We start from the raw sequence: 24231 nt of genomic DNA, 5'->3' as shown, positions 1-24231 counted from the left end.
AACGCATGCCAGCCACACGCTGCTGCGGAGTCCGTATCGCTTGAAATGCTTCATGGCTTCCCACTCCCCATGCTGTGACCCTCTGCGGCGGGCCGCATGCCGTCGAGCTTGATCACGGACTCTTGCGCCAAACGCAGGCTCACGCCGTCCTCGGCGATGGCGACCACCCGATGGCCTTCCTGCGTGACACGTTGCCCCAGGCGCACCTTGGCCCCATGCGGTCCGGCCGACAAAATCGCGTGCCGATCGCTGCCCTGCTGCCACAAGCCCACCCAACGTACCCGGGCCAGTGGCCAGTGACGCGGGTCCGGCGGCAAGTCTTCGGCGGCTGTGCCGGTTGCCGCTGCGCCAGTGGTTTGCCGCTCATCTTCCAAACGCACGCCTTCGGCACGCGCGGCAGCGCCCACGAGGGCCCCGGAAACAGCCGCCTCTGCAGCAAACAATGCAGGCGCCGATCGGGACAGGGGAGACGCCGACGAGGGCACGATCCAGGCCGTTGGCAGTGCCTGTGCCCCAGCACCCTCTTCGCCCGGACGCATCCAGATGCGCAGCACCACATCGATCTGGACTTCGGCCGCTTGTGGCAGGGCTGCCACGCTGATGCGGTCCAGGCTGCAGACCGGCCCTGTCTCGGCGCAAGCCGCCCATGCCCGGGTCCAGTCCTCGAAACGACCCTGCACACGCAAAGCCGCCGCCTGATGGGGCAAGCTGGCATGCTGCGCGGCACCGCCGCTACCGGACGCAGGCAAGACGGCCAACTCGGTGGCCAAGGGGCGCAACGATTGCAGGCGCAAACCGTGTGCGGCCAAGACCTGCTGCCAATCGGTCCAGATTTGTCCTTGTTGTCTGACGCCAGGCAAGCTGGCGAGTCGGCCCTGCACACCACTTGGCATGGCCTGGGCTGGGGGCATGGCTGCGGCCACAGGCACGGCGGCCAGCTGCTGCGCCAAAACGGTCACCGCTTGCTCGGCCTGTGCAAGGTCTTCGCGCACCTCTGGCTGTGCCAGCCAAACCAGCGCCAAACCCAGCGAGCAGCCGGTCAAAGCGTAGACCCACCGACGCCACCAGCGTGCAGCCAGGCGCTGCAGGTGAGGCCAGTGCAAAGCGCCCAGCGGCATCACGGCCCAGCGGTTCATGGTTTGGCCCTCTGGGCGCGAGCAGGCGATGTGGCCACCACCGCTTGGGCCTGTGGCCACTGGGTTTGCCAGACAAAGTTCACCTCACCGGCAGGTCCGACCACCATGCTGGTCAAGGCAAGAGGCTGCGGCCACTGCGCCGACAACCTTTGCCGGACTTCAGACACGGCGTCGACGCGCTTCATGCTGCCGTGCAACTCGATTTTTTCAGCTTCGGACTGCAAGCGCACTAACCTCAAACCCCTGTCCTTGGCTTCTTGCTGCAAGCTGTCGTGCAGGCTCACCCAGGTGTGCTGGTGCTCGGCGATCTGCTGGAGCTGGCGGGCTTGTTCGGCTTGCCCGCGCAGTCGGGTTTGCTGGCGTGCGGCTTCCTGGGCCTGCTGTTGCTGCGCCCGCAATGCCCCTTGCAAACGGCTTTGCTCCGACTGCAGCTGCGACGTCTCGATCAGCAGCCATTGCTGCCAGCCCCAAGCCAGTGAGGTGCCGACCAGGAATCCAGCCAAACCGCTCCACCAACGATGGAAAACCTTGTGCTGCCGAGCCAGGCCCGGGTGATGGAGCAAATTCAGGGCACGCATCACTGCCACGCCTTCAGGGCCAAGCCTGCAGCCACCAGACGAGGGCCGCCGGGCGTGGCCATCACCTGCCGCAGGGCTTCTTCGATGGCGGCTTCGGAGTCCACCGTCGCCTGAGCGGCTTCGTGTTCTGACCGGTGAGCCGGTCCGCCCAGGTTGTCCAGCCGAAATTGCCAGTCCTGCGGCGCCTGGGTCCACAAACTGGCCACACCGCCGCGCAATGCACGCGCACCCCGCTGTGCGGCCTGCAGTTCGGACTCGACGGCGGCCAGTCGCCAGCCTGCCGCACGGGTGCAGCTTTTGAAGTCCGCCATCCGGGCTTGCGCACAGCCCATCCAGTGCACGCGCTGGACCAGGCCATCGGTCGGTGGCGCGGGTTCAAAATCGAAATTCACCGCATCGGGCTCCAGCTGCAAGGCCTGGGCCACTTCCAACTGCACCTCGTACACCCAGTCTTCTTCGGGCAAGTCGGCGGGGAAGTCGATGTATCCCTGCTGAATCAGCGCCAAAGGCAAGGCCATGTTGAGGCGATGACGCGCCCCGCCACCCAAGCGCCCATGCTGGTGCAAATGCTGACTCAGCCAGCTCAGGTCTGAAGCGTCCACATCAGGGGGTGCGGGCAAAGCCACCAGGGTATGGACTTTGGCCAGGTTGTGAGTGGGCCTTGTCAGCCCGCCCAGCACCCAAGCACCGCCGTTCGGTGCCAAACCCCAGGCATGGCGGACCGATCCTTGGGCCCTCCGCTGCCACCACCGCACCAATGCCTGCATGTCGAACCTCCCTGGAAACGACTGAATGGTCTTCGCCGAAAGGTTTTGTAACATGAATCGCCCGACATGACAATTTTTTGAAAACCAAAGATTTATTAAATTTCTTTGGTATCTCAATGGATGCAGGCCAGGATTTTTATAATAGCCAGCAGCCCGCGCTCTGTAGGCTGCACCAACAGCCCACTTATGCCCTCCAAAGACACCGCCCCTCCAGAAAAACAACGTGCCGCTCCGCAGACAGCGGGCACAGACCTCGTGTCATGGGCTGTCAAGCTGATCGCATGGGCCGTGGGTCTGGCAGCTGCTGGCCTGGTGTCCATCCTGATGGTGGTAGGTGTGGCCATGGTGATCGCCTACCCCAACCTGCCCGACATTTCTGACCTGGCCGATTACAAGCCCAAATTGCCGCTGCGTGTGTTCACGGAAGACGGCCAGTTGATGGGCGAGTTCGGGGAAGAGCGGCGCAACCTCACACCCATCCAGGACATTCCCCAAGTCATGAAGGATGCGGTTTTGTCCATTGAAGACAACCGCTTTTACCAACACGGCGGCGTCGACTATCTGGGCATCTTGCGTGCGGGCATTGCCAACGTGGGCCGCATGAAAAGTCAGGGGGCCTCGACCATCACCATGCAGGTCGCCCGCAACGTGTACCTGTCTTCCGAGAAAACCTATACCCGCAAGATTTATGAGATTTTGCTGACCTACAAACTCGAACACATGCTGACCAAGGACCAGATCCTTGAGATTTACATGAACCAGATTTTTCTGGGCAACCGGGCTTATGGTTTTGCCTCGGCCGCAGAAACCTATTTCGGCAAACCGCTCAAGGAGATCAGCATTGCCGAGGCGGCCATGCTGGCAGGCCTGCCCAAGGCCCCTTCGGCCTACAACCCGATCAGCAACCCCAAGCGCGCCCGTTCACGTCAGCTCTACATCATCGAGCGGATGGAGGACAACAAGTACATCACGGCCGCCCAGGCCAAGGCGGCCAAGGCCGAACCGCTCAAGTTGCGCTCGGCTGCTGACAAAAAAATCCTGCACGCGGAATATGTGGCCGAAACCGTGCGCCAGATGGTCTTTGCCCAATACGGTCAGGAGACCTACACGCGTGGCCTGAATGTGTACACCACTGTGCAATCGGCTGAGCAAATGGCCGCCTACAAGGCCTTGCGCCAGGGCATCATGGATTTTGAGCGCCGCCAGATTTACCGTGGCCCCGAGAAATTCATCGACCTGCCGCCAGACCCCAAAAGGATGGAAGACGCCATCGACGACGCGCTTGAAGATCACCCCGACAACGGCGACGTGCTGTCGGCCGTGGTGCTGGAGGCCTCGCCCCGCAAGGTGGTGGTGATTCGCCAGAACGGCGAGCAAATCACCATCACGGGCGACGGCCTCAAACCGGCGCAATCGGGCCTGTCCGACAAAACGCCCCCCGCCAAGCAAGTGCGCAAAGGTGCCCTGGTCCGCATCACCCAAACCCCCAAAGGGGCTTGGGAGATCACCCAGCTGCCCGAGGTGGAAGGCGCACTGGTGGCCATCACGCCACAGACGGGTGCGATCCGGGCCTTGGTGGGCGGCTTTGACTTTGCCAAAAACAAATTCAACCATGTGACACAGGCCTGGCGCCAGCCGGGCTCCAGCTTCAAGCCCTTCATCTATTCGGCTGCACTGGAAAAAGGCTTCACGCCCGCCACGGTGGTCAACGACGCGCCTTTGTTTTTTGACAGCGGCGTCACGGGCGGTCAGCCTTGGGAGCCCAAGAATTACGACGGCAAGTTTGACGGCCCCATGAGCCTGCGCACAGGTTTGGCGAAGTCCAAGAACATGGTGTCCATTCGCATCTTGCAAGCGGTCGGCCCCCGCCCCGCCCAGGAATGGGTGACCCGTTTCGGCTTTGACGAAGACAAGCACCCGGCCTTTTTGACGATGGCGCTCGGTGCAGGGTCCGTCACCCCCATGCAAATGGCCACAGGCTACGCGGTGTTTGCCAACGGCGGCTACAAGGTTCAGCCTCACCTGATCACGCGCATCACCGATTTCAAAGACCGCGTGCTGGTGGACAGCCCCGCCGTGGTGCAAACGAGCGAAGCGCCGGCCATCCCGCCGCGCAACGCTTTTGTCATGACCAGCTTGCTGCAAGAGGTCACGCGCTCCGGTACCGCCGCCAGAGCGCAGGGCACACTGCGTCGCCCGGACATTTACGGCAAAACCGGCACCACCAACGACGCCATGGACGCCTGGTTTGCGGGCTACCAGCCCAATCTGGCGGCTGTGGTCTGGGTCGGCTACGACACGCCGCGCAAGCTGGGTGACCGCGAAACGGGCGGCGGCCTGAGTTTGCCCGTGTGGATCAGCTTCATGGAAACCGCGTTGCGCGGTATGCCGGTTTCGGAACCCCCTGTGCCCGAAGGTTTGGTGAACGTCGGTGGCGACTGGATGTACGAAGAATACGCCCGCGGAGGCGGCGTCAGCACGCTGGGCACAGGCCAGGAGGGCTCAGGCAAATCCCCCAACGCTACGCCTCCGGGGGAAGAGCGCAACCGGATTCTGGATTTGTTCAGGAACTGAGTCGCGGCCGCAAAACCCTGACCACCCTGGCGCCGGGCAGCCTTGATGGGGCGACCTGCTCTGGTTTTGTCAGGGCTTAAACGACAAGTTTTGACCCGCCTGCTCGGACGCGTAGCGCGACAGGCTCTCCCAGAACTCCCCTTGACCCTTGGTGTCCATCCAGTGCGTGCCATCAAACTTGTAATGAAAGCCACCGCAACGGGCCGCCAACCACACCTCGTGCAGGGGCTTTTGCAGGTTGATCACGATCTGGCTGCGGTTGGGAAAGGTGAGCGTGACCATGCCGCCCACGCGCTGGTTGTCGATGTCGGCGTCGGTGTCGTCGTTCAAACGGTCACTGCTGATCTCTACGCCTGCCAGAAGGCGTTCAGCTTGGTCCAGAAATTCAAGGTCGGTCATTACAATCGGTGCATGTTGAAGGTCCTGAAGATTCTAGTCACCGCGCATGCCCTTGTCGGCGGTGCGGCGATGCTGAACGCATGCGGTCAAAAAGGCCCCCTGTTTTTGCCCACCACCCCCGAGTCTGCCGGACGCGCCACCTTGCCCGAAACGCTCAAGGTCTGGCCCGCCCAAACCGCGCCCGCGACAACCACCGTGCCGGCAGGCCCAACGACAAACACCCCGGCGCCTACGCCCCCCAAACTCACGCCACCATGAACGCTCACGCCACACCCCAAGGCCTGCCCGGCCAGCCCCACGTCGCCTATGCGGACGATCAGCTGCATGTGGAGGGCGTTCGCATGTCCGAGCTGGCGCGTGAACACGGCACGCCTTTGTTCGTTTATTCCAAGGCCGCCATGCTCTCGGCCCTGGCTGCTTACCAGCGCGGCTTTGCCGGTCGGAACGCGCAAATTTGCTACGCCATGAAAGCCAACTCCAGCCTGGCGGTGCTGCAGGTCTTTGCCGATGCCGGCTGCGGCTTTGACATCGTCTCGGGCGGCGAGCTGGCCCGCGTGCTGGCTGCGGGCGGCGACCCGGCCAAGGTGATTTTTTCCGGCGTGGGCAAGACCCGCCATGAGATGAAGCAAGCCCTGCAAGTGGGCATTGGCTGCTTCAACGTGGAAAGCGAAGCCGAACTCGATGTACTGAGCGCCGTGGCTGCGGACCTGGGCAAGGTGGCCCCGGTCAGCCTGCGCGTGAACCCCAATGTGGACCCCAAGACGCACCCTTACATCTCGACCGGTCTGAAGGGCAACAAATTCGGCATCGCCCACGAAGACGCGCTGCGCGCCTACCGCCACGCCGCCAGCCTGCCGGGTCTGAAGGTGGTGGGCATCGACTGCCATATCGGCTCGCAAATCACCGACAGCACGCCCTACCTGGACGCCATGGACCGCGTGCTGGATCTGGTAGCCGACATCGAAGCAGCTGACATCCCCATCCACCACATCGACTTTGGTGGTGGTCTGGGCATCAACTACAACGGCGACACCCCGCCCGAGGCCGATGCGCTGTGGGCGCAGCTGCTGGCCAAGCTCGATGCACGCGGCTACGGCCAGCGCCAGCTGATGATCGAGCCCGGCCGCTCTTTGGTGGGCAACGCGGGCGTGTGCCTGACCGAAGTGCTGTATCTGAAACCCGGCGAACAAAAGAATTTCTGCATCGTCGACGCGGCCATGAACGACCTGCCGCGCCCGGCCATGTACCAGGCCTTCCACCAGATCGTGCCGGTTTCGCCGCACTCTGGTGATGGTGTGGTGTACGACGTGGTCGGCCCGGTGTGCGAGAGCGGCGACTGGATCGGCCGTGACCGCCAGCTGGTGGTTCAAGCCGGGGATGTGCTCGCCGTGCTGTCGGCAGGCGCTTACTGCATGAGCATGGCCAGCAACTACAACACCCGGGGCCGCGCCGCCGAAATCCTGGTCGATGGCACAAAGGCCCATTTGATCCGCCAGCGCGAGTCGGCATTCGACACCTTTGCGCTGGAGCAGCTGGTCTGAAACAGGCGGTGCAGCCTGAATCGGCTGCACAAGCGCTTCATGCGGGCTCAGGTTCGCCGTGCTGCCCGCACCGAGCGCCAGCACAACAGGACCGCCAAGATGCCCGCGTACACCAGCACCTCGGTGAAATTTTGTTTGCCGGCACGCATCCACCAAAAGTGCAGCACGGCAAGCACCGCCACCGCATAAACACCCCGGTGCAACAGTTGCCAACGCCTGCCGCCCAGCCAGCGCATGGCCCGGTTGAACGAGGTGGCGGCCAACGCCAGCAAGATCACGAAAGCGCTGAAACCCAACCAGATGAAGGGGCGCTTGAAGAGGTCTTGGAGCGTATCGGCCAGGTCAAAGCCCATGTCAAACCAGGCGTAGCACAGCAGGTGCAGACTGGCATAGCCAAACACCAGAAGACCCAGCATGCGCCGAAAACGGACCAGCTCGGGCCAGCCGAGCAACGTGCGCAGCGGCGTCACAGCCAGCACCACGCACAGGCTGCGAAGTGTCCAATCGCCGGTCGCACGGATCAGGGTTTCGGCGGGGTTAGCGCCCAATTGGTCTTGCAGGGTTTGCATGATCAGCCAAGCCAGTGGCAACAGGCCCACCACCAAGAGAAGCCACCAAGCAGCCCAGTGGCGCAGCGCTGCCCTCATGCTTGCAAGGCCCGTGCGCGCTCAGGCATCAGAAGAACTTCTTCAGGTCCATACCAGCGTACAGCTGGCCCACTTGCGCTTCGTAGCCGTTGAACATGAGCGTCTTGCGCTTCTTGGCCAACAAGCCGTCTTCGCCGATGCGCCGCTCGGTGGCCTGGCTCCAGCGGGGGTGGTCCACAGTCGGGTTCACATTGGAATAGAAGCCGTATTCTTGCGGCGCGGCTTTTTCCCATGACGAGACCGGCTGCTTGTCGGTGAAACGGATCTTGACCAGGCTTTTGCCGCTCTTGAAGCCGTATTTCCAGGGCACGACCAGGCGCAGCGGCGCGCCGTTTTGCTTGGGCATGACTTCGCCGTACATGCCAAAAGCCAAGAGGGTGAGCGGGTGCATGGCTTCGTCCATGCGCAAGGCCTCGACATAAGGCCAATCCAAAGCCCCGCCCCGCACGCCCGGCATGGTCTTGGGGTCCGCCTGGGTCACAAACTCGACAAACTTGGCCCCCGGCTGCGGCTCGACACGCCGAATCAGATCGGCCAGCGAATACCCGATCCATGGGATCACCATCGACCAGCCTTCCACGCAGCGCAGACGGTAAATGCGCTCTTCCATGGCGCCCCATTTCATGAGGTCTTCCAGGTTCACGCGGCCTGGTTTTTTCACCATGCCCTCGATCTCGACCGTCCAAGGTTGTGTGACCAGCGTGTGGGCCCGCTTGGCCGGGTCGGATTTGTCGGTGCCGAATTCGTAAAAATTGTTGTAAGTGGTCGCGTCTTTGTAGGCCGTGAGCCGATCCATGGTCATGGCTCCTGGCACGTTCGAGGGCACGGCAGCGAGAGGCGCCAACTGACCTGCACGCGGAGTTTGCGCATGGGCCTCGCGCATCCCCCAGGCCGCCAAGGCCAGGCCCGCTGAGCCTGTGGCCATGTGGCGAATGATGTCGCGCCGTGTCAGGTAAACCGACTCAGGCGTGATTTCACTGGGCACGGGGTGCTGAAAGCCTGAGGTGTGTGACTGGATGATCATGGAGGCTCCTGCTGAAGGCGAAAAAAATCAGAGCGTGCCGTAGCTGTGCAGACCGCTCAGGAACATGTTGACCCCCAGGAAGGCAAAGGTCGTGATGCCCAGACCCACCAGGGCCCACCAGGCGGCCACGGTGCCGCGCAGGCCTTTCATCAGGCGCATGTGCAGCCAGGCGGCGTAGTTCAGCCAAACGATCAAGGCCCAGGTCTCTTTCGGGTCCCAGCTCCAGTAACCGCCCCAGGCTTCGGCCGCCCACAGGGCGCCCAACACAGTGGCGATGGTGAAGAAGGCAAACCCGACGGCGATGGACTTGTACATCACATCGTCCAGGATTTCAAAAGACGGCAGACGCTCGGCAATGCGGCGGCGGCCGAACAAAATGCCCGCAACGATCAACGCAGAAATACCGAAATACACCATCCAGTAACTGCTGCTTTCAGCGGTCGGAGCCTTACGGAACACCACGGGCTCGAAGCACAGCACAATGCCCAGCAACCACAAGGGGGCCAGTTTGTACCAACGGGTTTCACCAGCAGTTTGCTTGATCAGGTAAGCAAAAGCCACCATGGCGGCCAGGGCAAACGTGCCGTAGCCAATGAAGTTGGCCGGCACATGCAGCTTCATCCACCAGCTTTTGAGCGCGGGCACCAAAGGCTGGATGGCGTGCGCCTCGCGCACCAAGGTGTACCAAAGCAAAAAGCCCACCGCCGCGCTGACCACCAACATGACAAAGGCCCCCAAAGCGCGTGTTTTGTACTGGGCTTCGTAGTACAGGTAAAACGCCGCCGTCATCCAGCAGAACATCACAAAGACTTCGTACAGGTTGCTCACCGGGATGTGCCCGATGTCCGGGCCCAACTGGTGGCTTTCGTACCAGCGCACCAAGGTACCGATCAGGGCCAGGCCTACCGCCACCCAGGCCATGCGCGAGCCCAAGGACTCCAGCGCATCCCCCTGGCCACGGAGGAACATGCCCGCCCAATAGAAAACGGTACTGATGAAAAACAGCATGCTCATCCAAAGGATGGCCGACTGGCTGGAGAGGAAATACTTGAGCAAAAAGACTTGTTCGGACCGTGCCAGATCACCCTGGTAGAGAGAAATGGCCAACAGGGACAGGCCCGAAACCACCAGCATCAAGGTACGCAAAGGCCGCCAGAACCAGGCCAGCCAGACCACCGCCGGCAAGCTGCCAATCAGGATGGCCTGCTCGTACACGTCCATGGCGTGCTGGTAGCGGGTGAAGGCAAACACGGTGCCCAACAGCGCCAACACGGCAAAGCCCCAGTCCAGCAGCGAGCGGCTGGAAAAATAGCCTGGATTCAAAGTGACAGTCGTCATGGTGTTTTCTCGGAGCGACCCAGCAAACGGGCACTCAGTTGGTCAAATTCACGGTCCACGTCCATGGTCTTGCGGTTGGACGACAAGGCCACGCTCGCCTGGGCACCCTCGCCCTGCGGCGACAGCCAGACCCACAAGCGACGGTCCCGAACATACAGCATTGCAAAAATACCCAGGATCAAAAGGGCACAGCCCAAATAAACGATGGACTGACCCGGCGCCCGGGCCACCTGGAACACGCTGGCTTGCACCTGCTTGAAATCTTTCAGCAAAAACGTCATGGGTGCGGGGTAGAACGGGGCGTCTGACAAAGCCAGCACCGCTTGCGACATGAAGCCCTGCACCTTGTCGGCAGGCAAAGGCTTGGCACCCGCCTGTTCACGGGCCACGGTGTCCAACTCCAGCAAGGTGCCGTTCAGAATGCGCACAAACATTTCGCCCGCACGGGGACGCTCGGCCTCGGGCACATTGGCCTCCAGGAAGTCTGCCAAGGCCTGCAGGCCCGCCACTTTCTTGCCCTTGACCTCTTCTTGACCGGCAAACAAGCCCAAGGCACGCTGGGCCGAATCGGCCAGCTGCTGCGTCAACTCGGGCCGCTGCGGGTCGACTGCCTTGCGGGCGTAACGCTGCACCGCACGCTCGCGCAGCGCGGGGGTTTCCAAGGCCGCGCGCAGGCGGATGAAGCCCGTCAACTCCTCGTTCTCGTCGGCCGGAGGGCGCAGGTAACGGTAAGGTTCGCTGGGCGTCTCGCGCATGCCGAGCAAGAACACCGGCACGCCGTCGCCCGCATCCACGGGCAGCATGTAGTTGTTGTACTCACGCGCCTGGCCGGCAGCATCGCGCAGCTTGTAGCTCACGCTCGGGCCCACATTGCGCAGCTCTTTCGTCTGGGTGGTTTTGTGCCCGGCGCCCAGGCGCTCGTCAATGGCGCTGCGCAAATCGACTTTGCGCACATCCACACCCGAACCCTCGGGACCAGCACCACCGGACATGTTTTCCACGTTGATCACGCGCAGCCCGGTGAACTCCAGGCTCATCTTCTCGTTGCCATTGGTCAAGTCGGTGCTGCCGCCGATGGTGCCTTCCACCTCAAAAGATTGGGTGGCGGCCGACATGGGCACGGCCTGCAGTTTGACGCTGGAGCCGCCGTCGTCAAAGCTGGATTGGTAAATGTTGATGCCCTTGAAGCTGGCCGGGTGGTTCACCTCGACCCGCGCTTCGCGCTTCTCGCCCGTGGCTTTGTCGTGGATGATGATGTCGCTGGCAAACAGCTTGGGCATGCCGGTCGAGTAGTACTCAACGATGAACTTTTTCAGCTCGATGACAAAGGGCAGCTCCTGCAGCAAGATGCCGTTGGACTGGTTCAGGATGGCCGTGCCCGAGGCTGTGTCTTCGGCCACCAGCAAATTGCCCCGGAAAGCCGGGTTGCGCTCGGACAGGCGGTGCTGCGCAGGCACATCGGCGATCAAGCCGCCACCGTTGTAGATTTCCTTGCCGCCAAACCACATCTGGGCGCGCACCATCAGGTCGCCATCGAGCAAACCGCCCACACACACCAACACAATGGCCGAGTGCGCCGCGATGTAGCCGATCTTGTTGGCCGCGCCCGCCTTGGCCGCCAGCATCCAGCCTTGGCCCGCGGGAGTGTCGCGTGCTTGCAGCTTGACCTTCCAGCCGCCCGTGGCCAGCAAGGCCCCCAGGCGCTTGGCGGCGGCCTCGGGTGCCTCGTTCAAATGGCCCTCGGCTTTGTGGTGAAAGGCCTTGAGGCTTTGCTCGCGGATGTTTTCCTTGTAGTTCTTCAGGTCCGCCAGGATCTTGGGCGTGTTGCGGGCGATGCACAGGCTGGTGCTGACCACCAGAAAGGCCAGGATCAACAAGAACCACCAGGCGCTGTAGACGGTGTTGAGCTTGAGCGTGGCAAACAACTCGGCCCAAAACGGCCCGAACTGGTTGATGTAGTTGTTGGTAGGCTCGTTTTGCTTGAGGACGGTGCCGATCACCGACGCGATGCAGATGACCGTCAACAGCGAGATCGCAAAACGCATCGACGACAGAAGCTCCAGCACGGCTTCCCAGCGAGGCGAGCCACGTTCGGATTCAGGGCTGGAAGCGGCAGGCGTCATGGTGCAAGAGTGTCCACAGGCAAAGAAAAGCGGGCCGCTGGCCCGCCACCCGAAAAAAAGGCCGGAAATCCGGCCTTGATGGTTCTGTCACAGCCGGGGGTCCGATTGTGGCGCAGTCTGATGAAGACTGACTGAAGACCCCCATCGACCCAAGGGATTGCCCAGGGTCAGAGGCTTGCTGAGCGCTTTAGCGCAGACCTGCGATGTAATCGGAGACAGCCTTGATTTCGCGGTCGTTCATCTTGGAGGCGACCTGGGTCATCTGAACGCTGTTCTTGCGAACGCCTTCACGGAAGGAAACCAACTGGGCTGCGGTGTAGTCGGCGTGTTGACCCGACATGCGGGGGTACTGGGCAGGCATACCTGCACCGTTGGGCGAGTGGCAGCTGGCGCAAGCCGCGATTTGGCGGTCCGGAATGCCGCCACGGTAGATGCGCTCACCCAGGGCAACGGTGTCTTTTTCTTTGGCAAAACCGGGCTTGGCAGGCTTGGAGGCGAGCCAGTAAGCGATGTTGCGCATGTCGTCGTTGCTCAAACCGGCCACCATGCCGCTCATCACGGCGTTGGCACGCTTGCCGGACTTGAATTCCTGCAATTGCTTGAGCAGGTACTCTGGGTGTTGCTGGGCCAACTTGGGGTTGACGGGGGTCCCGGAATTACCGTCAGCGGCGTGGCATGCCACACAGGCTGCGCTGTAAATGGCCTCGCCTTTGGCCAGGTCGGGTTTGGCCGCTTGGGGCGCAGGGCCGGCAGCCAGGGCAGAACCGGCCACAAACGCGGCCGACAGGGCGGTGATCAGAAAAGAATTAATCGACTTCATGGCGTGATCCAGGAGTTGGCGCTAAACCCAAGGATTCTACAATGCGTCCTGCGCCAGTTTCCTGACGCCCAAAGGCCACCCCGATTTATGACCGCCCATTCGCCCGCCGCCCCTTCGGCCCCCAAGCCTTCAGCACCCGCTCAGGCAGCCCCCGCCGTGACCCCCATGGGCTGGATGCACACGGCCCGTTTTTTGACCACCGCCGCGCAACTGCACCACCTGCCCGCGATGGACACCCCCGAAATCGCCTTTGTGGGCCGCTCCAATGCGGGCAAGTCCACCTGCATCAACACCCTGACGCAGAAGAAACAACTGGCCTTTGCCTCCAAAAAACCCGGCCGCACCCAGCACATCAATTTGTTTGCCCTGGGCAAGCAGGGCGTCACCGACGCTGTGCTGGCCGACCTGCCCGGCTACGGCTACGCTGCTGTGGCCAAGATGGACAAACTGCGCTGGCAGCAGGTCATGGCCAACTATTTGGTCAGCCGCGAGAACCTGACCGGCATCGTCATGATGTGCGACCCGCGCCACGGCCTGACCGAGCTGGACGACATCCTGCTTGAAGTGATCCGCCCCCGGGTGGAGCAGGGCCTGAAGTTTTTGATCATCCTGACCAAGGCCGACAAGCTCACCCGGTCGGAGCAGGCCAAGGCCTTGTCGATTGCGCGACTGCAAGCCGGGGGCGGCGAGGTCAAACTCTTTTCGGCCCTGAAAAAGCAGGGGGTGGACGAAGTGGCCCAACGGCTGTGGGACTGGACACACCCTGCGGGCGCTGCAGCGTCTGCAGCCCCTGCTGCCGAGCCACCCGAAGAAGAACCCGAAGCCCTGGACGAGTGAGACTGCGCTGAAACCGCCACGGCTCACCGCCCCTCAAGGAGTGATCCGCTGTGCATCCCGACATCCAGACCTGGCAGCAAACCCTGCCCCACGGCATCACCCTGAGCTGCCGCGCCTGCGGCGAGTCCGGACGCCCGGTGCTGTTGTTTTTGCACGGCTTTCCCGAAGGGGCCTGGGTCTGGGACCCTCTTTTGCTGCACTTTTCGAAACCCGAAAACGGCGGCTACCGCTGTGTGGCCCCCAACCTGCGCGGCTACGAGCGCTCCAGCGCCCCGGAAGACGTGAAGGCGTACCGTGCCAAACACCTGGTGCAGGACATCGTGGCCCTGATTGCGCTGGAATCAGGCCCAGCCCCGCTGGCCGCCCTGATCGCCCACGACTGGGGCGGTGCCGTGGCCTGGAGCCTGGCCAACCAGCACCCGGAGCAGCTGCGCCAGCTGGTCATCGTCAACTCGCCCCACCCTGGCCCTTTCCTGTGGGCCTTGCAACACGATGCGGCACAGCAAGCGGCCAGCACTTACATGAATTTTTTGGTGCAACCCGATGCGGCCACGCAATTGGCGGCCAACGATTTTGAGCGCCTGTTTGGCTTTTTGACAGGCCAAGACCGCTCGCTGCAATCGCTCACCGCGCAAACCGCCAAAGCCCCGGCGCACTGGCTCACACCCGCCGTGAAAGCGCAATACCGTGAGGTCTGGCAACACGGTCTGCAAGGCGGTCTCAACTACTACCGCGCATCGCCCCTGCGCCCGGCCACGGCCACCGACCCGGGTGCCAGCGCCGTGCAAATCCCGCCCGAAGCACTGCGCATCGAGGTGCCCACCCTGGTGCTCTGGGCGCAGGACGATGTGGCCCTGCTGCCCTGCCTGACCGAAGGTCTGGACGCGCACGTCCCCACGATGAAGCTGGTGCCCATTGAACAGGCCACGCACTGGGTGGTGCACGAGCAGCCCGCTCGGGTCATCCAGGAAATCGCAGGTTTTCTGCAGCCGCAGGCCGTCCGGTCGCCTCAATAAAAACCCGGCTCGCCCTCGGGCCGGGTCTTGAAGCGCTTGTGCACCCAGTAGTACTGCTCGGGCATGGTGCGCACCCACTCGGCCAGCAGCCGGTTCGTGCGGGCGGTGTCTTGTGCCAAATCGGCGGTGGGGAAGTCTTCCAACGCGCCATAGACCTCGATGTCGTAACCCTCAGGCGTCATGCGGGTCACCACCGGCACGACCCGCGCTCCGACCACCCGCGACAAGCGCGACAGCGACGGCACAGTGGCTGCTTTTTCAACCCCCATGAAGGGCACAAAGATCGACTCTTTTGGACCGAAATCCATGTCGGGCGACAGGTGCAAAGGCTCACCTTTTTTGATGCCCGCCAAAATCTGGCGCATACCCTGGTGCCGGTAATGCGGCCGCACATTGCCCGAGCGCTCGCGCCCCTGACGCACCCAGGCCTCAACGGCCGGGCGTGACTGGCCCACAAAAATGAAGGCCACCGGCCCAGGCACATCCAACGACACCGCCATGCCGCCCGCATCCAGCCCGACAAAGTGCGGGGCAAACATCACCAATGGCCCCGGCTGCTGCAAAACCTGCACATCCCCCACCCAGCGCAGGCGTTGGCGCACCAAAGCCTCGGGCGCATGCCAAAGCCAGGAACGGTCCATGACCGACTGACCGAAGGCCACAAAGTGGCGGTAGGCCAAGGCTTCGCGTTCGGGCTTGGACAACTCGGGCAGGCACTGGTGCAGATTGACCAACACAATGCGGCGGCGCTTGCGTGCCAGGTGCCACAGCAACCAGCCCAAGCCATGACCCGCCGCCCTCACCCAAGGCAAAGGCAGGCGCGCAAACAGGCGCAAAACAGCGATCAGCAAATTCACCATGGTTTATCAGTTCCGCTCAGGCCTGCCTGGGGTTTTTGTAGCGGGCGTAGCCCCAGATGTATTGCGATGGACACTGCAGAATCAGCGACTCCATGGCCTGATTGATCTGCACCACCGCGGTGTCCAGGTCGTCGGACAAGGGGTGGCCCAACGCCTGGGTGTGCAAGCGGTAACCCCGCCCCCAAGACAGGCGCTCACCCCAAATCAGCACCACCCGGGCGCCGGTTTGCAAAGCCAAACGCGCCGCCAAGGTCATGGTGTAGGCGGATTGGCCAAAAAACGGCGCCCACTGCCCCATGCCCTCGGGCGGCACCTGATCGGGCAACAAGCCCACGGCACGCCCGGAACGCAGGGCCTTGATCATTTGCCGCACACCCGCCAAGGTGGTGGGCACGGCCTCCAGGCCAGGCCGCTGGCGCGCCAGGGTCATGACTTCGCCCAGTCCAGCATGGCGCGCGGGGCGGTAAAGCACCGTCAGGGGGCCGTGTTCGGCCGAAAAGCGCAGCGCCAGCGCCTGGGCCGTGATTTCAAAACACCCCATGTGCGGGGTCAAAAACAGCACCCCTTGGCCGCTGGCATAGGCCTCTACCGCAGCGCGGTCGTCGGCCCACGCCAGTGGTGGCGTGCGGCCCAGCCACAGGCGGGGCAATTCGGCCGACATGCGCCCAGCCTGCCCCACCGCCCGCCACACCATCCCCCAAGCCAGACCCGCTTGGCGAGCGTTGTGCAAAAACCGGCTTCTGTAGCGCCCTGAAAAACACCAGGCCAGCCAGCCCCCCACGCTGCCCAGCAGGTGCAGGGCCCACAAAGGCCAACGGGAAAAAAAACGGAACCAGCGCAGCATAGGGGTGTGATTTTGCCCTGAACCGGAGGCAAGCCGGCACGTGCTGTTTCTGCGTGTGCCACGCCCATGCCCTGCACAAGCAGGCCCCAGTCTGTGCGCTACCTGTTTTCAGTCCGGCCCGCTACCGGTTCATGCCAAGCCCAGGCCGTCCGGCGGGGCCTACCATGGCCGCAGAGCCTGAAAAACACCCATTTCATCCTTTTCAACGCGCACAAGGCCTTCACCATGAAAAACCACCAAATCAACCCCAACTATTTCAGCACCAGCCAAGCCGCCAAATTGTTGGGCTTGTCGGTCGGCACCATCCAGCGCATGGTGGAAAACGGGGTCTTCAAAGCTTTTGTCACCCAGGGCGGTCACCGGCGCATTTTGTCCTCGTCGCTGAATCAGTATTGCAAACAAAAAGGGTTTCCGGGCCTACAGATCGCGTCCGACGCCCCTTTGGTGTGTGTGTTGCACGACAGCCATCATCTGCCGCCCGCACTGGACAAGATGAACCACTGGGAGCACGTCAAGGTCATCACCCACCCGCTGGACTTGATGGGCGTTCACCAAACCGTGGGGGTCTTTTTCATCGATGCGCGTATTCCGTGGCTGCACACGGCACCGCTGCACCTGCAAGACAATTTGATGCAAAACGCCCACATCGTGGTCTACAACAGCGGCCATCTCCCGGCCAACAGCCCCTTGCATCTGGCCCGAAAAATCAATCTGTTCGAAGGCGACATCAGCACCGACCTGGTGTACGGCTACATGCTCGGCAGTGCACAGGCCGGTGGCAGCGACACGCCTCGCCCTGTCCACCAATAAAACACCCCCGGGCTTGAAATACGCCCAAAAGCCTTTATCATTAGCACTCGATGGAGTTGAGTGCTAACAGCATCCGCCTCCTCAGATTTCAGCAGCACCCGTTTTTCTGGTGCTTTTGTTTTTCAACCCTTGTTTCAAATCCAGGAGATTCCATGAAACTGCGTCCTTTGGGCGATCGCGTGATCGTCAAGCGTATCGAAAGCGAAACCAAAACAGCCTCGGGCATCGTAATCCCCGACTCGGCTGCTGAAAAGCCCGATCAAGGTGAAGTCCTGGCCGTCGGCCCTGGCAAAACCAACGACAAAGGCGAGACCAAGGCCCTGAGCGTGAAAGTCGGCGACCGCGTGTTGTTCGGCAAGTACAGCGGCCAGACCGTCAAGGTCGGCGGCGACGAGCTGTTGGTCATGAAAGAAGAAGACCTGTTCGCCGTTGTCGAATAAGTCTCAGTTTTCCATTTTTTAAATACATTCAGGAGCTACTCACATGGCAGCAAAAGACGTCATTTTCGGCGGCGAAGCCCGCGCACGCATGGTTGAAGGCGTGAACATTCTGGCCAACGCGGTCAAAGTCACCCTGGGCCCTAAAGGCCGTAACGTGGTTCTGGAGCGCTCGTTCGGCGCCCCCACCGTGACCAAGGACGGTGTGTCCGTGGCCAAGGAAATCGAACTCAAAGACAAGCTGCAAAACATGGGCGCGCAGATGGTCAAGGAAGTTGCTTCCAAGACTTCTGACAACGCGGGTGACGGCACCACCACCGCCACCGTGTTGGCCCAAGCCATCGTGCGCGAAGGCATGAAGTACGTGGCCGCCGGCATGAACCCCATGGACCTGAAGCGCGGCATCGACAAAGCCGTGACGGCTTTGATCGAAGAGCTGAAGAAGGCCACCAAAGCCACCACCACCAGCAAAGAAATCGCCCAAGTCGGATCGATCTCTGCCAACAGCGACACCAGCATCGGCGAAATCATTGCCAACGCCATGGACAAAGTGGGCAAAGAAGGCGTGATCACCGTGGAAGACGGCAAGTCCTTGAACAACGAACTCGACGTCGTTGAAGGCATGCAGTTCGACCGCGGCTACCTGTCGCCTTACTTCATCAACAACCCCGAAAAGCAAGCCGCTTTGCTGGACAACCCCTTCGTGTTGTTGTTCGACAAGAAGATCAGCAACATCCGCGATCTGCTGCCCACACTGGAAGCCGTGGCCAAAGCCGGCCGTCCTTTGTTGATCATTGCCGAAGAAGTCGAAGGCGAAGCCTTGGCAACTTTGGTGGTGAACACCATCCGTGGCATCTTGAAGGTTGTGGCTGTCAAGGCTCCAGGCTTCGGCGATCGTCGCAAGGCCATGTTGGAAGACATCGCCATCCTGACCGGCGGCAAAGTGATCGCTGAAGAAGTCGGCCTGACCCTCGAAAAAGTGACTTTGGCCGATCTGGGCCAAGCCAAGCGCATCGAAGTGGGCAAGGAAAACACCATCATCATCGACGGCGCAGGTGCCGCTGCTGACATCGAAGCCCGCGTCAAACAAGTGCGCGTGCAGATCGAAGAAGCCACTTCCGACTACGACCGCGAAAAGCTGCAAGAGCGCGTGGCCAAGTTGGCTGGCGGTGTGGCCGTGATCAAGGTTGGCGCTGCCACCGAAGTCGAAATGAAAGAGAAGAAAGCCCGCGTGGAAGACGCCCTGCACGCCACCCGCGCTGCCGTGGAAGAAGGCATCGTGGCTGGTGGTGGCGTAGCTTTGCTGCGTGCACGTCAGACTGCTGGCGTCATCAAAGGCGACAACGCTGACCAAGACGCCGGCATCAAGTTGGTGCTCAAAGCCATCGAAGCGCCACTGCGCGAGATCGTGTACAACGCCGGCGGCGAGCCATCGGTGGTGGTGAACGCGGTGTTGGCTGGCAAGGGCAACTACGGCTTCAACGCTGCCAACGACACCTACGGCGACATGATCGAAATGGGTATCCTGGACCCCACCAAAGTGACACGCACTGCCTTGCAAAACGCAGCGTCCGTGGCCTCTTTGATGCTCACAACAGAGTGCATGGTTTCGGAAGCCCCGAAAGACGACGCCCCCATGGGCGGCGGCATGCCTGACATGGGCGGCATGGGTGGTATGGGCGGCATGGGCATGTAATTGCCCAACCGGTCGAAAGGACTTGGCAGGTAACCCCGGCCAAGTCTGTCACCCCGGGCTTGACCCGGGGTCCATGACTTCAAAAAGCCCTGCAAGGTTCACATCTTGCAGGGCTTTTTCTTGGGCGAAAGGTCTTTGATTGACCCCATGGTCCTTCACATCGCCGCCGCTTCGATCTTCACCACCCAGTAAGCACCTTTTTCCTGCACGGCCTGAAAACGCACTTGCTGGCCAACCTGCAAGGCATCGAGCTGGCTGGGGTCTTTGACTTGGAACACCATGCTCATGGGCGGCATGTCGAGGTTTTTGATTTCGCCGTGCTTGAGCGACACCTTGCCCGCGGCCTTGTCGATGCGCCGCACCTCGGCCGAGGCCCAAGGCAGGGCAGCCGCCGTGTCGCTCACCCGTTGCATACCGCCGCGCTGCGCCATGCGGGCCTGGCCCGGGTAGCGCTGGTAGCTTTTGCTGCTACCGTCTTTTTGCACCAACAACACGTCGTAGGCGTCTTTGCGGCCCTTGTACTCCGGGCCATCCATGCCCGGGCTGCCAATCGGCATGCCCGGCACCGACAGGCCCAAAGCCACTGGCCGCTCCTTGAGCAGGCGGTGGATCTCGGCAGCGGGCACATGGCCCTCGATGACGTAGCCGCCCACCATGGCGGTGTGGCAGGAGCCGAGTTTTTCGGGCATGCCCAGGCGTTTGCGCGCAGCGGTGTTGCCCACATCGCGCACCTCGACCTTGAAACCGGTGGCTTGCAGGTGTTCCACCCACAGGTGACAGCAGCCGCAGTTGGGGTCTTTCCAGACCTGCACGGTGGTGGCCTGCGCCAGCGCGCTGCGGTGAAAACCGGCGGCCGTCAGCCCCACGAGGGCTGCGGCATGGAGCCATTGACGTCTTTGCATGGTGTGCGCCCTCACTTGACGGTGATGCGGCCGATCATGCCCGCTTCGAAATGGCCGGGGATCAGGCAAGCAAATTCAAACGTGCCTGCGCGGTTGAAGGTCCAGACAATGTCGCCCTTTTTGCCGGGATCCACATGCGCCATGTAGGGCTCGTCGTGTTCCATGCCGGGGTGTTTTTTCATCATCTCGGCATGCGCCTTGAGTTCTTGCGGCGTGCCGATGACGATCTCGTGCAAGACCTTGCCCGCGTTCACCGCCACCAGACGCACGGTCTCGCCCAACTTGACCTGGATCTCCTTGGGGGCAAAGCGCATGTCGTCGGTCATGCGGATCTCGATGGTGCGCTGGGCCTTTTTCGGATCGCCCGCGATGCCCCAGTCTTTTTGCTCGGCAGCTGCCCGGCTGTGGTGATTCGAGTGGCTGGCATGGGCCGAAGGCGAATGGGCCTGCGCCAGCGGCAGCGCCAGCAGGCCAGCGACACATAGCAGGGTGTTCAGCGTGGTGTTCAGTGCGGTGTTCATGAAAAGTCCTGGTTTGTCCATATTGAAGATGAATACAAGCTGCACTCAGTGGTGTGCATGGCCCTGCGGTTTGCGCACCTGGCCTACCGGTGCCGCCACAGGCTGGGCGCTCGCCTCGGGTGCACGCCTGGCATGAGGAGTAGCCGCCACCGGTCCGGTGTACTCGAAGGATTGCGTGCCGGGCGGTTGTTTGTAATCGCCCGGGTCGCTGTAGTCGCCCGGTTTTTGCTCGGCGCGCACCTTGAGCGTGGTGAACATACCGCCCATCTCGATGGGGCCATAAGGCCCGGTGCCGGTCATCATGGGGAAGGTGTTCTCGGGCAGTTCCATTTCCATCTCGCCCATGTCGGCCATGCCGCGCTCGCCCATGACCATGTAGTCCGGGATGAGCTTCTGGATTTTTTGCACCAGGCCGCGGTGGTCGACGCCGATCATGGTGGGCACGTCGTGGCCCATGGCACCCATGGTGTGATGGCTCTTGTGGCAGTGCATGGCCCAGTCGCCGGGCTCGTCGGCGATGAACTCCAGCTGACGCATCTGGCCCACGGCCACATCGGTCGTCACCTCGGGCCAGCGTGCGGTTTTGGGCACGGGGCCGCCGTCGGTGCCGGTCACCTCGAACTCGATGCCGTGGATGTGGATCGGGTGGTTGGTCATGGTCAGGTTGCCCACCCGCACCCGCACCCGGTCGTTCAAGCGAGCCACCAGGGGGCTGATGCCCGGAAACACCCGGCTGTTCCAGCTCCAGATGTTCTGGTCGAGCATGGTGTTCACGTTGGGGGTTTTGGCACCCGGGGTGACGTCGTAGGCACTCAACAGAAAGGCGTAGTCGCGGTCCACTTCGGCGATCAGCGGGTGTTGGCCCTTGGGGTGGGTGATCCACAGGCCCATCATGCCCATGGCCATTTGTGTCATCTCGTCAGCATGTGGGTGGTACATGAAGGTGCCCGGCCTGCGCGCCACAAACTCGTACACATAGGTCTTGCCCACGGGGATCTGCTTCTGATTCAGGCCGCCCACGCCGTCCATGCCGTTGGGCAGGCGCTGGCCGTGCCAGTGGATGGTGGTGTGCTCGGGCAGTCGGTTGGTAACAAAAATCCGCACCTTGTCGCCTTCAACCACCTCGATGGTCGGGCCGGGGCTTTGGCCGTTGTAGCCCCACATGTTGACAACAAAGCCCGGTGCCATCTCGCGCACCACCGGCTCGGCCACCAGGTGGAACTCCTTGACGCCGTCCTTCATGCGAAAGGGCAAGGTCCAGCCGTTCAGGGTGACCACCGGGTTGTAAGGGCGTCCGGCACCGGTCACGCCCGGCGGCGTCCAGGGCGGGGCGGTGTCGGGGCGGGTCTGGATCACGGGTTCGGGCAGACCAGCCAGCGCGCTGCGGCTCACGGCGGTAGTGGCCACCGCTGCACCGGCGATAGAGCCTGCAGCGGCCATGGCTTTCTGGAAAAAATCTCGGCGTTGCATGGTCAGTGTCCTGCGGGGTTGGTGGAAGGGCTGGTTGCGCCAGACGCATCGCTGGCCACGGCTGGATAAGGCAAGCCCGCCAGCACGGCCATCAGATCGGCATGGGCCAGCCAGAGCTGGCGCTGTGCCTGCAGGGCCGCGTCCACGCTGTCGATGCGCGTGCGCGCGCTGGCCAGCAGGTCCCAGGTGCTTTTGAGCATGCCGTTGTAGCGCAGCAGGGTCTCCTGCGAGAGCTCGGTGTGCAAGCGCAGCACCTGCGCCTGCGTGTGCTGCGCCGTCTGGCGTGCCAGCTGGTAAGCGTTCACCGCCAGCTGCACATCGGCACGCACCTGCCGCGCCAGCCGGTCGGCTTGCAGGCGGGCTTGCCACGCCTTTTCAAAACCATGGCCCCAGCGCATGTTGCGCGGGTCCCACATCGGCCGATCCTGCCCGGCCAGCTCTTGCATGGCTTTTTGCGCGGCTTGCAAATCTTGCGCACTCAAGCCCAGCCCGGCCATCCATCGGCGCGCCTGCAGGTCCTCCAGAGGCCAGCGCAAATGGGCTTGCAGCGCCTGCGCCTGCAAGGCCGCCAGAGCTTCCGCAGGAACACCGCCTTGTGCCGGCGTGCCGCTCAAGATCTCAACCGCACCCTCTGTGGGTGCGCCCAAGGGCAGATGCAAAGGCAAATGCTGCGCCAGGGTCTGAGGCGTCATGCCTGCACCGATGCGCTGCCACAAGGCCTGCAGCGCACGGTCGGCTTGCACCTGCGCCTTGTCCAGCCGGGCGCGTGCGTCCCACAACGACAGTTCCTCCTGGATTTGCCGGGCACGGCTCCAGTTGCCGACCTGCGCCATGCGCTGGCCCAGTTCGGCCCCGGCTTGCGCCACGGCCAGAATGTCTCGGCTGTGCGCCACCGACTGGCGGCTGGCCACCGCATCGACCCAAAGCTTTTGTACATCACGGCGCACAGCCGCCATCTGCTGGCGCACTTCGGCCTCCTCCACGGCACTCATGCCGGGCTTGAGCCACTGGGCTTCGTCCTGCAGGGCCAAGCGCGTGGCCAGGTCCAGCGTCAACTGTCCCGCATCGGGGTGCGAGGATGCATCCTGCATGGGGGGCATGTTTTTTTGCTCCCAGCGCAGCAGATCCACATGGCCCCGCGGGAACTGCCCCACGGTGCGGTTAGCGTCCTGCCAGGTCAGGAGTGGCGGGCGGGTCGTGGCAGATGTCGAAGGGCTGGACGATGTAGAAGTCGAGGGTGTGCCATGCTGCTCGCCGTGCGCATGGGCAGAGGGTGCCGCTGTGGCCGCACTGGCTTGCGCCCAGACGGCGGGGCTTGCGCCAGACAGCATGATCGCGCCCAAGGCCAAGGGCACCAGGGCAGGCTTCAAAAGGGGTTTCATGTCAATTTCCTGAAACAAACAAACACGGCATCTACCCGCCTTGTTGGCGAGCGGACGCACCTGTGGCGTGCGATTCAGAAAATGGGGGGCTTGGTCAGCGGCGGCGCCGTGCGCACGACATGCGTCAAAGCGGCGCCAACAGGCAGGGTGTGGGCCTGAAAAACGGGCAACACCAAGGGCCATGCCGTCAAGCTCGCACTTTGGTGGCAAACGCTGCACAACTGGCAAGTGCCATCGTGGCAATCGGCATTTTGAACGCCCGGATCGGGCTGCGCAGCTGTGTACGCATGGGTCGCATGCGCCTCGGACACAGACGCTGTCATGGCTTCATGGCAGTCATGCACCGCGTCCGCTGGCGCGTGATGCGCCGAGCTGAGTGCCGTCACTTCAAAGGAATGGTGCGAATCGCTTTGCGCCATAGGCATCCAGGCGCCCGCCCATAGCCGCAAAGGCATCAGGCAAAGCAGGAAACAAAGGAAAAGTCGTCGCATGCCGAAATCATAAGTCAA

At 62.4% G+C, this 24231-nt stretch carries 24 protein-coding genes; 8 read left to right on the top strand and 16 right to left on the bottom strand.

Features of this window, described 5'->3' with window-relative positions:
* Positions 1-50 precede the first annotated feature (50 nt).
* Genes ACHEXL_RS01445 through ACHEXL_RS01435 form a run of 3 tightly spaced genes read right to left on the bottom strand, consistent with a single transcriptional unit; the run spans position 51 to position 2481 of the window.
* Complete coding sequence (locus tag ACHEXL_RS01445) at positions 51-1136, bottom strand: hypothetical protein (RefSeq protein WP_416560295.1); 1086 nt, start codon at positions 1134-1136, stop codon at positions 51-53.
* Entirely contained in the window at positions 1133-1714 is a 582-nt protein-coding gene (locus ACHEXL_RS01440; protein ID WP_416560294.1) for a hypothetical protein, read from the bottom strand. The genes ACHEXL_RS01445 and ACHEXL_RS01440 overlap by 4 nt, the downstream gene beginning before the upstream one ends.
* On the bottom strand, positions 1714-2481 hold the full coding sequence (locus ACHEXL_RS01435) for a hypothetical protein (protein ID WP_416560293.1): 768 nt from the start codon (positions 2479-2481) through the stop codon (positions 1714-1716). The genes ACHEXL_RS01440 and ACHEXL_RS01435 overlap by 1 nt, the downstream gene beginning before the upstream one ends.
* 186 nt (positions 2482-2667) lie before the next feature.
* Here ACHEXL_RS01435 and ACHEXL_RS01430 point away from each other — a divergent pair, with 186 nt between their 5' ends.
* Positions 2668-5055: a penicillin-binding protein 1A gene (locus ACHEXL_RS01430; RefSeq protein ID WP_416560292.1), complete on the top strand. Its 2388-nt coding sequence runs from the start codon at positions 2668-2670 to the stop codon at positions 5053-5055.
* 69 nt (positions 5056-5124) lie between these two features.
* Here the strand turns inward: ACHEXL_RS01430 and cyaY are convergent, their stop codons facing one another.
* Positions 5125-5454 (bottom strand): iron donor protein CyaY, encoded by a 330-nt coding sequence (cyaY, locus tag ACHEXL_RS01425; protein ID WP_416560291.1) that lies wholly within the window; start codon positions 5452-5454, stop codon positions 5125-5127.
* Positions 5455-5523: 69 nt separating this feature from the next.
* Here cyaY and ACHEXL_RS01420 point away from each other — a divergent pair, with 69 nt between their 5' ends.
* On the top strand, positions 5524-5712 hold the full coding sequence (locus ACHEXL_RS01420) for a lipoprotein (protein WP_416560290.1): 189 nt from the start codon (positions 5524-5526) through the stop codon (positions 5710-5712).
* The gene (gene lysA / locus ACHEXL_RS01415; protein ID WP_416560289.1) at positions 5709-6995 is read left to right on the top strand and encodes a diaminopimelate decarboxylase; all 1287 of its coding nucleotides are present in this window, start codon (positions 5709-5711) and stop codon (positions 6993-6995) included. The genes ACHEXL_RS01420 and lysA overlap by 4 nt, the downstream gene beginning before the upstream one ends.
* Before the next feature lie 47 nt (positions 6996-7042).
* On the opposite strand, the gene ACHEXL_RS01410 is transcribed toward lysA, so the two are convergent.
* The 5 genes from ACHEXL_RS01410 to ACHEXL_RS01390 all read right to left on the bottom strand — a co-directional run bounded on the left by ACHEXL_RS01410 (position 7043) and on the right by ACHEXL_RS01390 (position 12947).
* Positions 7043-7642 (bottom strand): sulfite oxidase heme-binding subunit YedZ, encoded by a 600-nt coding sequence (locus tag ACHEXL_RS01410; RefSeq protein WP_416560288.1) that lies wholly within the window; start codon positions 7640-7642, stop codon positions 7043-7045.
* Positions 7643-7670: 28 nt separating this feature from the next.
* On the bottom strand, positions 7671-8666 hold the full coding sequence (gene msrP / locus ACHEXL_RS01405; RefSeq protein ID WP_416560287.1) for a protein-methionine-sulfoxide reductase catalytic subunit MsrP: 996 nt from the start codon (positions 8664-8666) through the stop codon (positions 7671-7673).
* A 27-nt stretch (positions 8667-8693) separates the two neighbouring features.
* Complete coding sequence (gene ccsB / locus ACHEXL_RS01400; protein ID WP_416560286.1) at positions 8694-10004, bottom strand: c-type cytochrome biogenesis protein CcsB; 1311 nt, start codon at positions 10002-10004, stop codon at positions 8694-8696.
* A complete protein-coding gene (locus ACHEXL_RS01395) occupies positions 10001-12127 on the bottom strand; it encodes a cytochrome c biogenesis protein ResB (protein ID WP_416560285.1) in 2127 nt (708 codons plus the stop codon). The genes ccsB and ACHEXL_RS01395 overlap by 4 nt, the downstream gene beginning before the upstream one ends.
* A 187-nt stretch (positions 12128-12314) precedes the next feature.
* Entirely contained in the window at positions 12315-12947 is a 633-nt protein-coding gene (locus ACHEXL_RS01390) for a c-type cytochrome (RefSeq protein ID WP_416560284.1), read from the bottom strand.
* Positions 12948-13034: 87 nt separating this feature from the next.
* On the opposite strand from ACHEXL_RS01390, the gene yihA reads away from it, so the two are divergent.
* Both yihA and ACHEXL_RS01380 read left to right on the top strand, forming a co-directional pair.
* Positions 13035-13784, top strand: a complete 750-nt coding sequence (yihA, locus tag ACHEXL_RS01385) for a ribosome biogenesis GTP-binding protein YihA/YsxC (protein ID WP_416560283.1) — start codon at positions 13035-13037, stop codon at positions 13782-13784.
* Between the two features lie 50 nt (positions 13785-13834).
* A complete protein-coding gene (locus tag ACHEXL_RS01380) occupies positions 13835-14800 on the top strand; it encodes an alpha/beta fold hydrolase (protein WP_416560282.1) in 966 nt (321 codons plus the stop codon).
* Here ACHEXL_RS01380 and ACHEXL_RS01375 read toward each other — a convergent pair.
* Positions 14794-15660 carry a lysophospholipid acyltransferase family protein gene (locus tag ACHEXL_RS01375; RefSeq protein ID WP_416560281.1) on the bottom strand — a complete coding sequence of 289 codons (867 nt, stop codon included), beginning with the start codon at positions 15658-15660 and terminating at the stop codon, positions 14794-14796. The genes ACHEXL_RS01380 and ACHEXL_RS01375 overlap by 7 nt on opposite strands.
* A gap of 16 nt (positions 15661-15676) precedes the next feature.
* Positions 15677-16504 carry a lysophospholipid acyltransferase family protein gene (locus tag ACHEXL_RS01370; RefSeq protein WP_416560280.1) on the bottom strand — a complete coding sequence of 276 codons (828 nt, stop codon included), beginning with the start codon at positions 16502-16504 and terminating at the stop codon, positions 15677-15679.
* Positions 16505-16729: 225 nt separating this feature from the next.
* Between ACHEXL_RS01370 and ACHEXL_RS01365 the strand changes: the two genes are divergently transcribed.
* From ACHEXL_RS01365 to groL, 3 genes are all read left to right on the top strand, one after another.
* Positions 16730-17314: a helix-turn-helix domain-containing protein gene (locus ACHEXL_RS01365; RefSeq protein ID WP_416560279.1), complete on the top strand. Its 585-nt coding sequence runs from the start codon at positions 16730-16732 to the stop codon at positions 17312-17314.
* 152 nt (positions 17315-17466) lie between these two features.
* Positions 17467-17754 carry a co-chaperone GroES gene (gene groES / locus ACHEXL_RS01360; RefSeq protein WP_019426307.1) on the top strand — a complete coding sequence of 96 codons (288 nt, stop codon included), beginning with the start codon at positions 17467-17469 and terminating at the stop codon, positions 17752-17754.
* 43 nt (positions 17755-17797) lie between these two features.
* Positions 17798-19447: a chaperonin GroEL gene (gene groL, locus ACHEXL_RS01355; RefSeq protein ID WP_416560278.1), complete on the top strand. Its 1650-nt coding sequence runs from the start codon at positions 17798-17800 to the stop codon at positions 19445-19447.
* Between the two features lie 155 nt (positions 19448-19602).
* Here the strand turns inward: groL and ACHEXL_RS01350 are convergent, their stop codons facing one another.
* The 5 genes from ACHEXL_RS01350 to ACHEXL_RS01330 all read right to left on the bottom strand — a co-directional run bounded on the left by ACHEXL_RS01350 (position 19603) and on the right by ACHEXL_RS01330 (position 24213).
* Entirely contained in the window at positions 19603-20349 is a 747-nt protein-coding gene (locus ACHEXL_RS01350) for a DUF411 domain-containing protein (protein ID WP_416560277.1), read from the bottom strand.
* A gap of 11 nt (positions 20350-20360) precedes the next feature.
* Positions 20361-20870, bottom strand: a complete 510-nt coding sequence (locus ACHEXL_RS01345; protein ID WP_416560276.1) for a cupredoxin domain-containing protein — start codon at positions 20868-20870, stop codon at positions 20361-20363.
* Between the two features lie 45 nt (positions 20871-20915).
* A complete protein-coding gene (locus ACHEXL_RS01340) occupies positions 20916-22340 on the bottom strand; it encodes a multicopper oxidase family protein (RefSeq protein ID WP_416560275.1) in 1425 nt (474 codons plus the stop codon).
* 2 nt (positions 22341-22342) lie between these two features.
* Positions 22343-23722 (bottom strand): hypothetical protein, encoded by a 1380-nt coding sequence (locus ACHEXL_RS01335; RefSeq protein WP_416560274.1) that lies wholly within the window; start codon positions 23720-23722, stop codon positions 22343-22345.
* Between the two features lie 74 nt (positions 23723-23796).
* Positions 23797-24213, bottom strand: coding sequence for a hypothetical protein (locus ACHEXL_RS01330; RefSeq protein ID WP_416560273.1), 417 nt, complete (start codon positions 24211-24213; stop codon positions 23797-23799).
* Positions 24214-24231: the final 18 nt, after the last annotated feature.

This window comes from Limnohabitans sp. YIMB22184 (assembly GCF_048020265.1).
Lineage (GTDB): Bacteria > Pseudomonadota > Gammaproteobacteria > Burkholderiales > Burkholderiaceae_C > Limnohabitans_A.
Note: the sequence above shows the minus strand (reverse complement) of the source record. Positions and strands in the feature narration are given on the sequence as shown.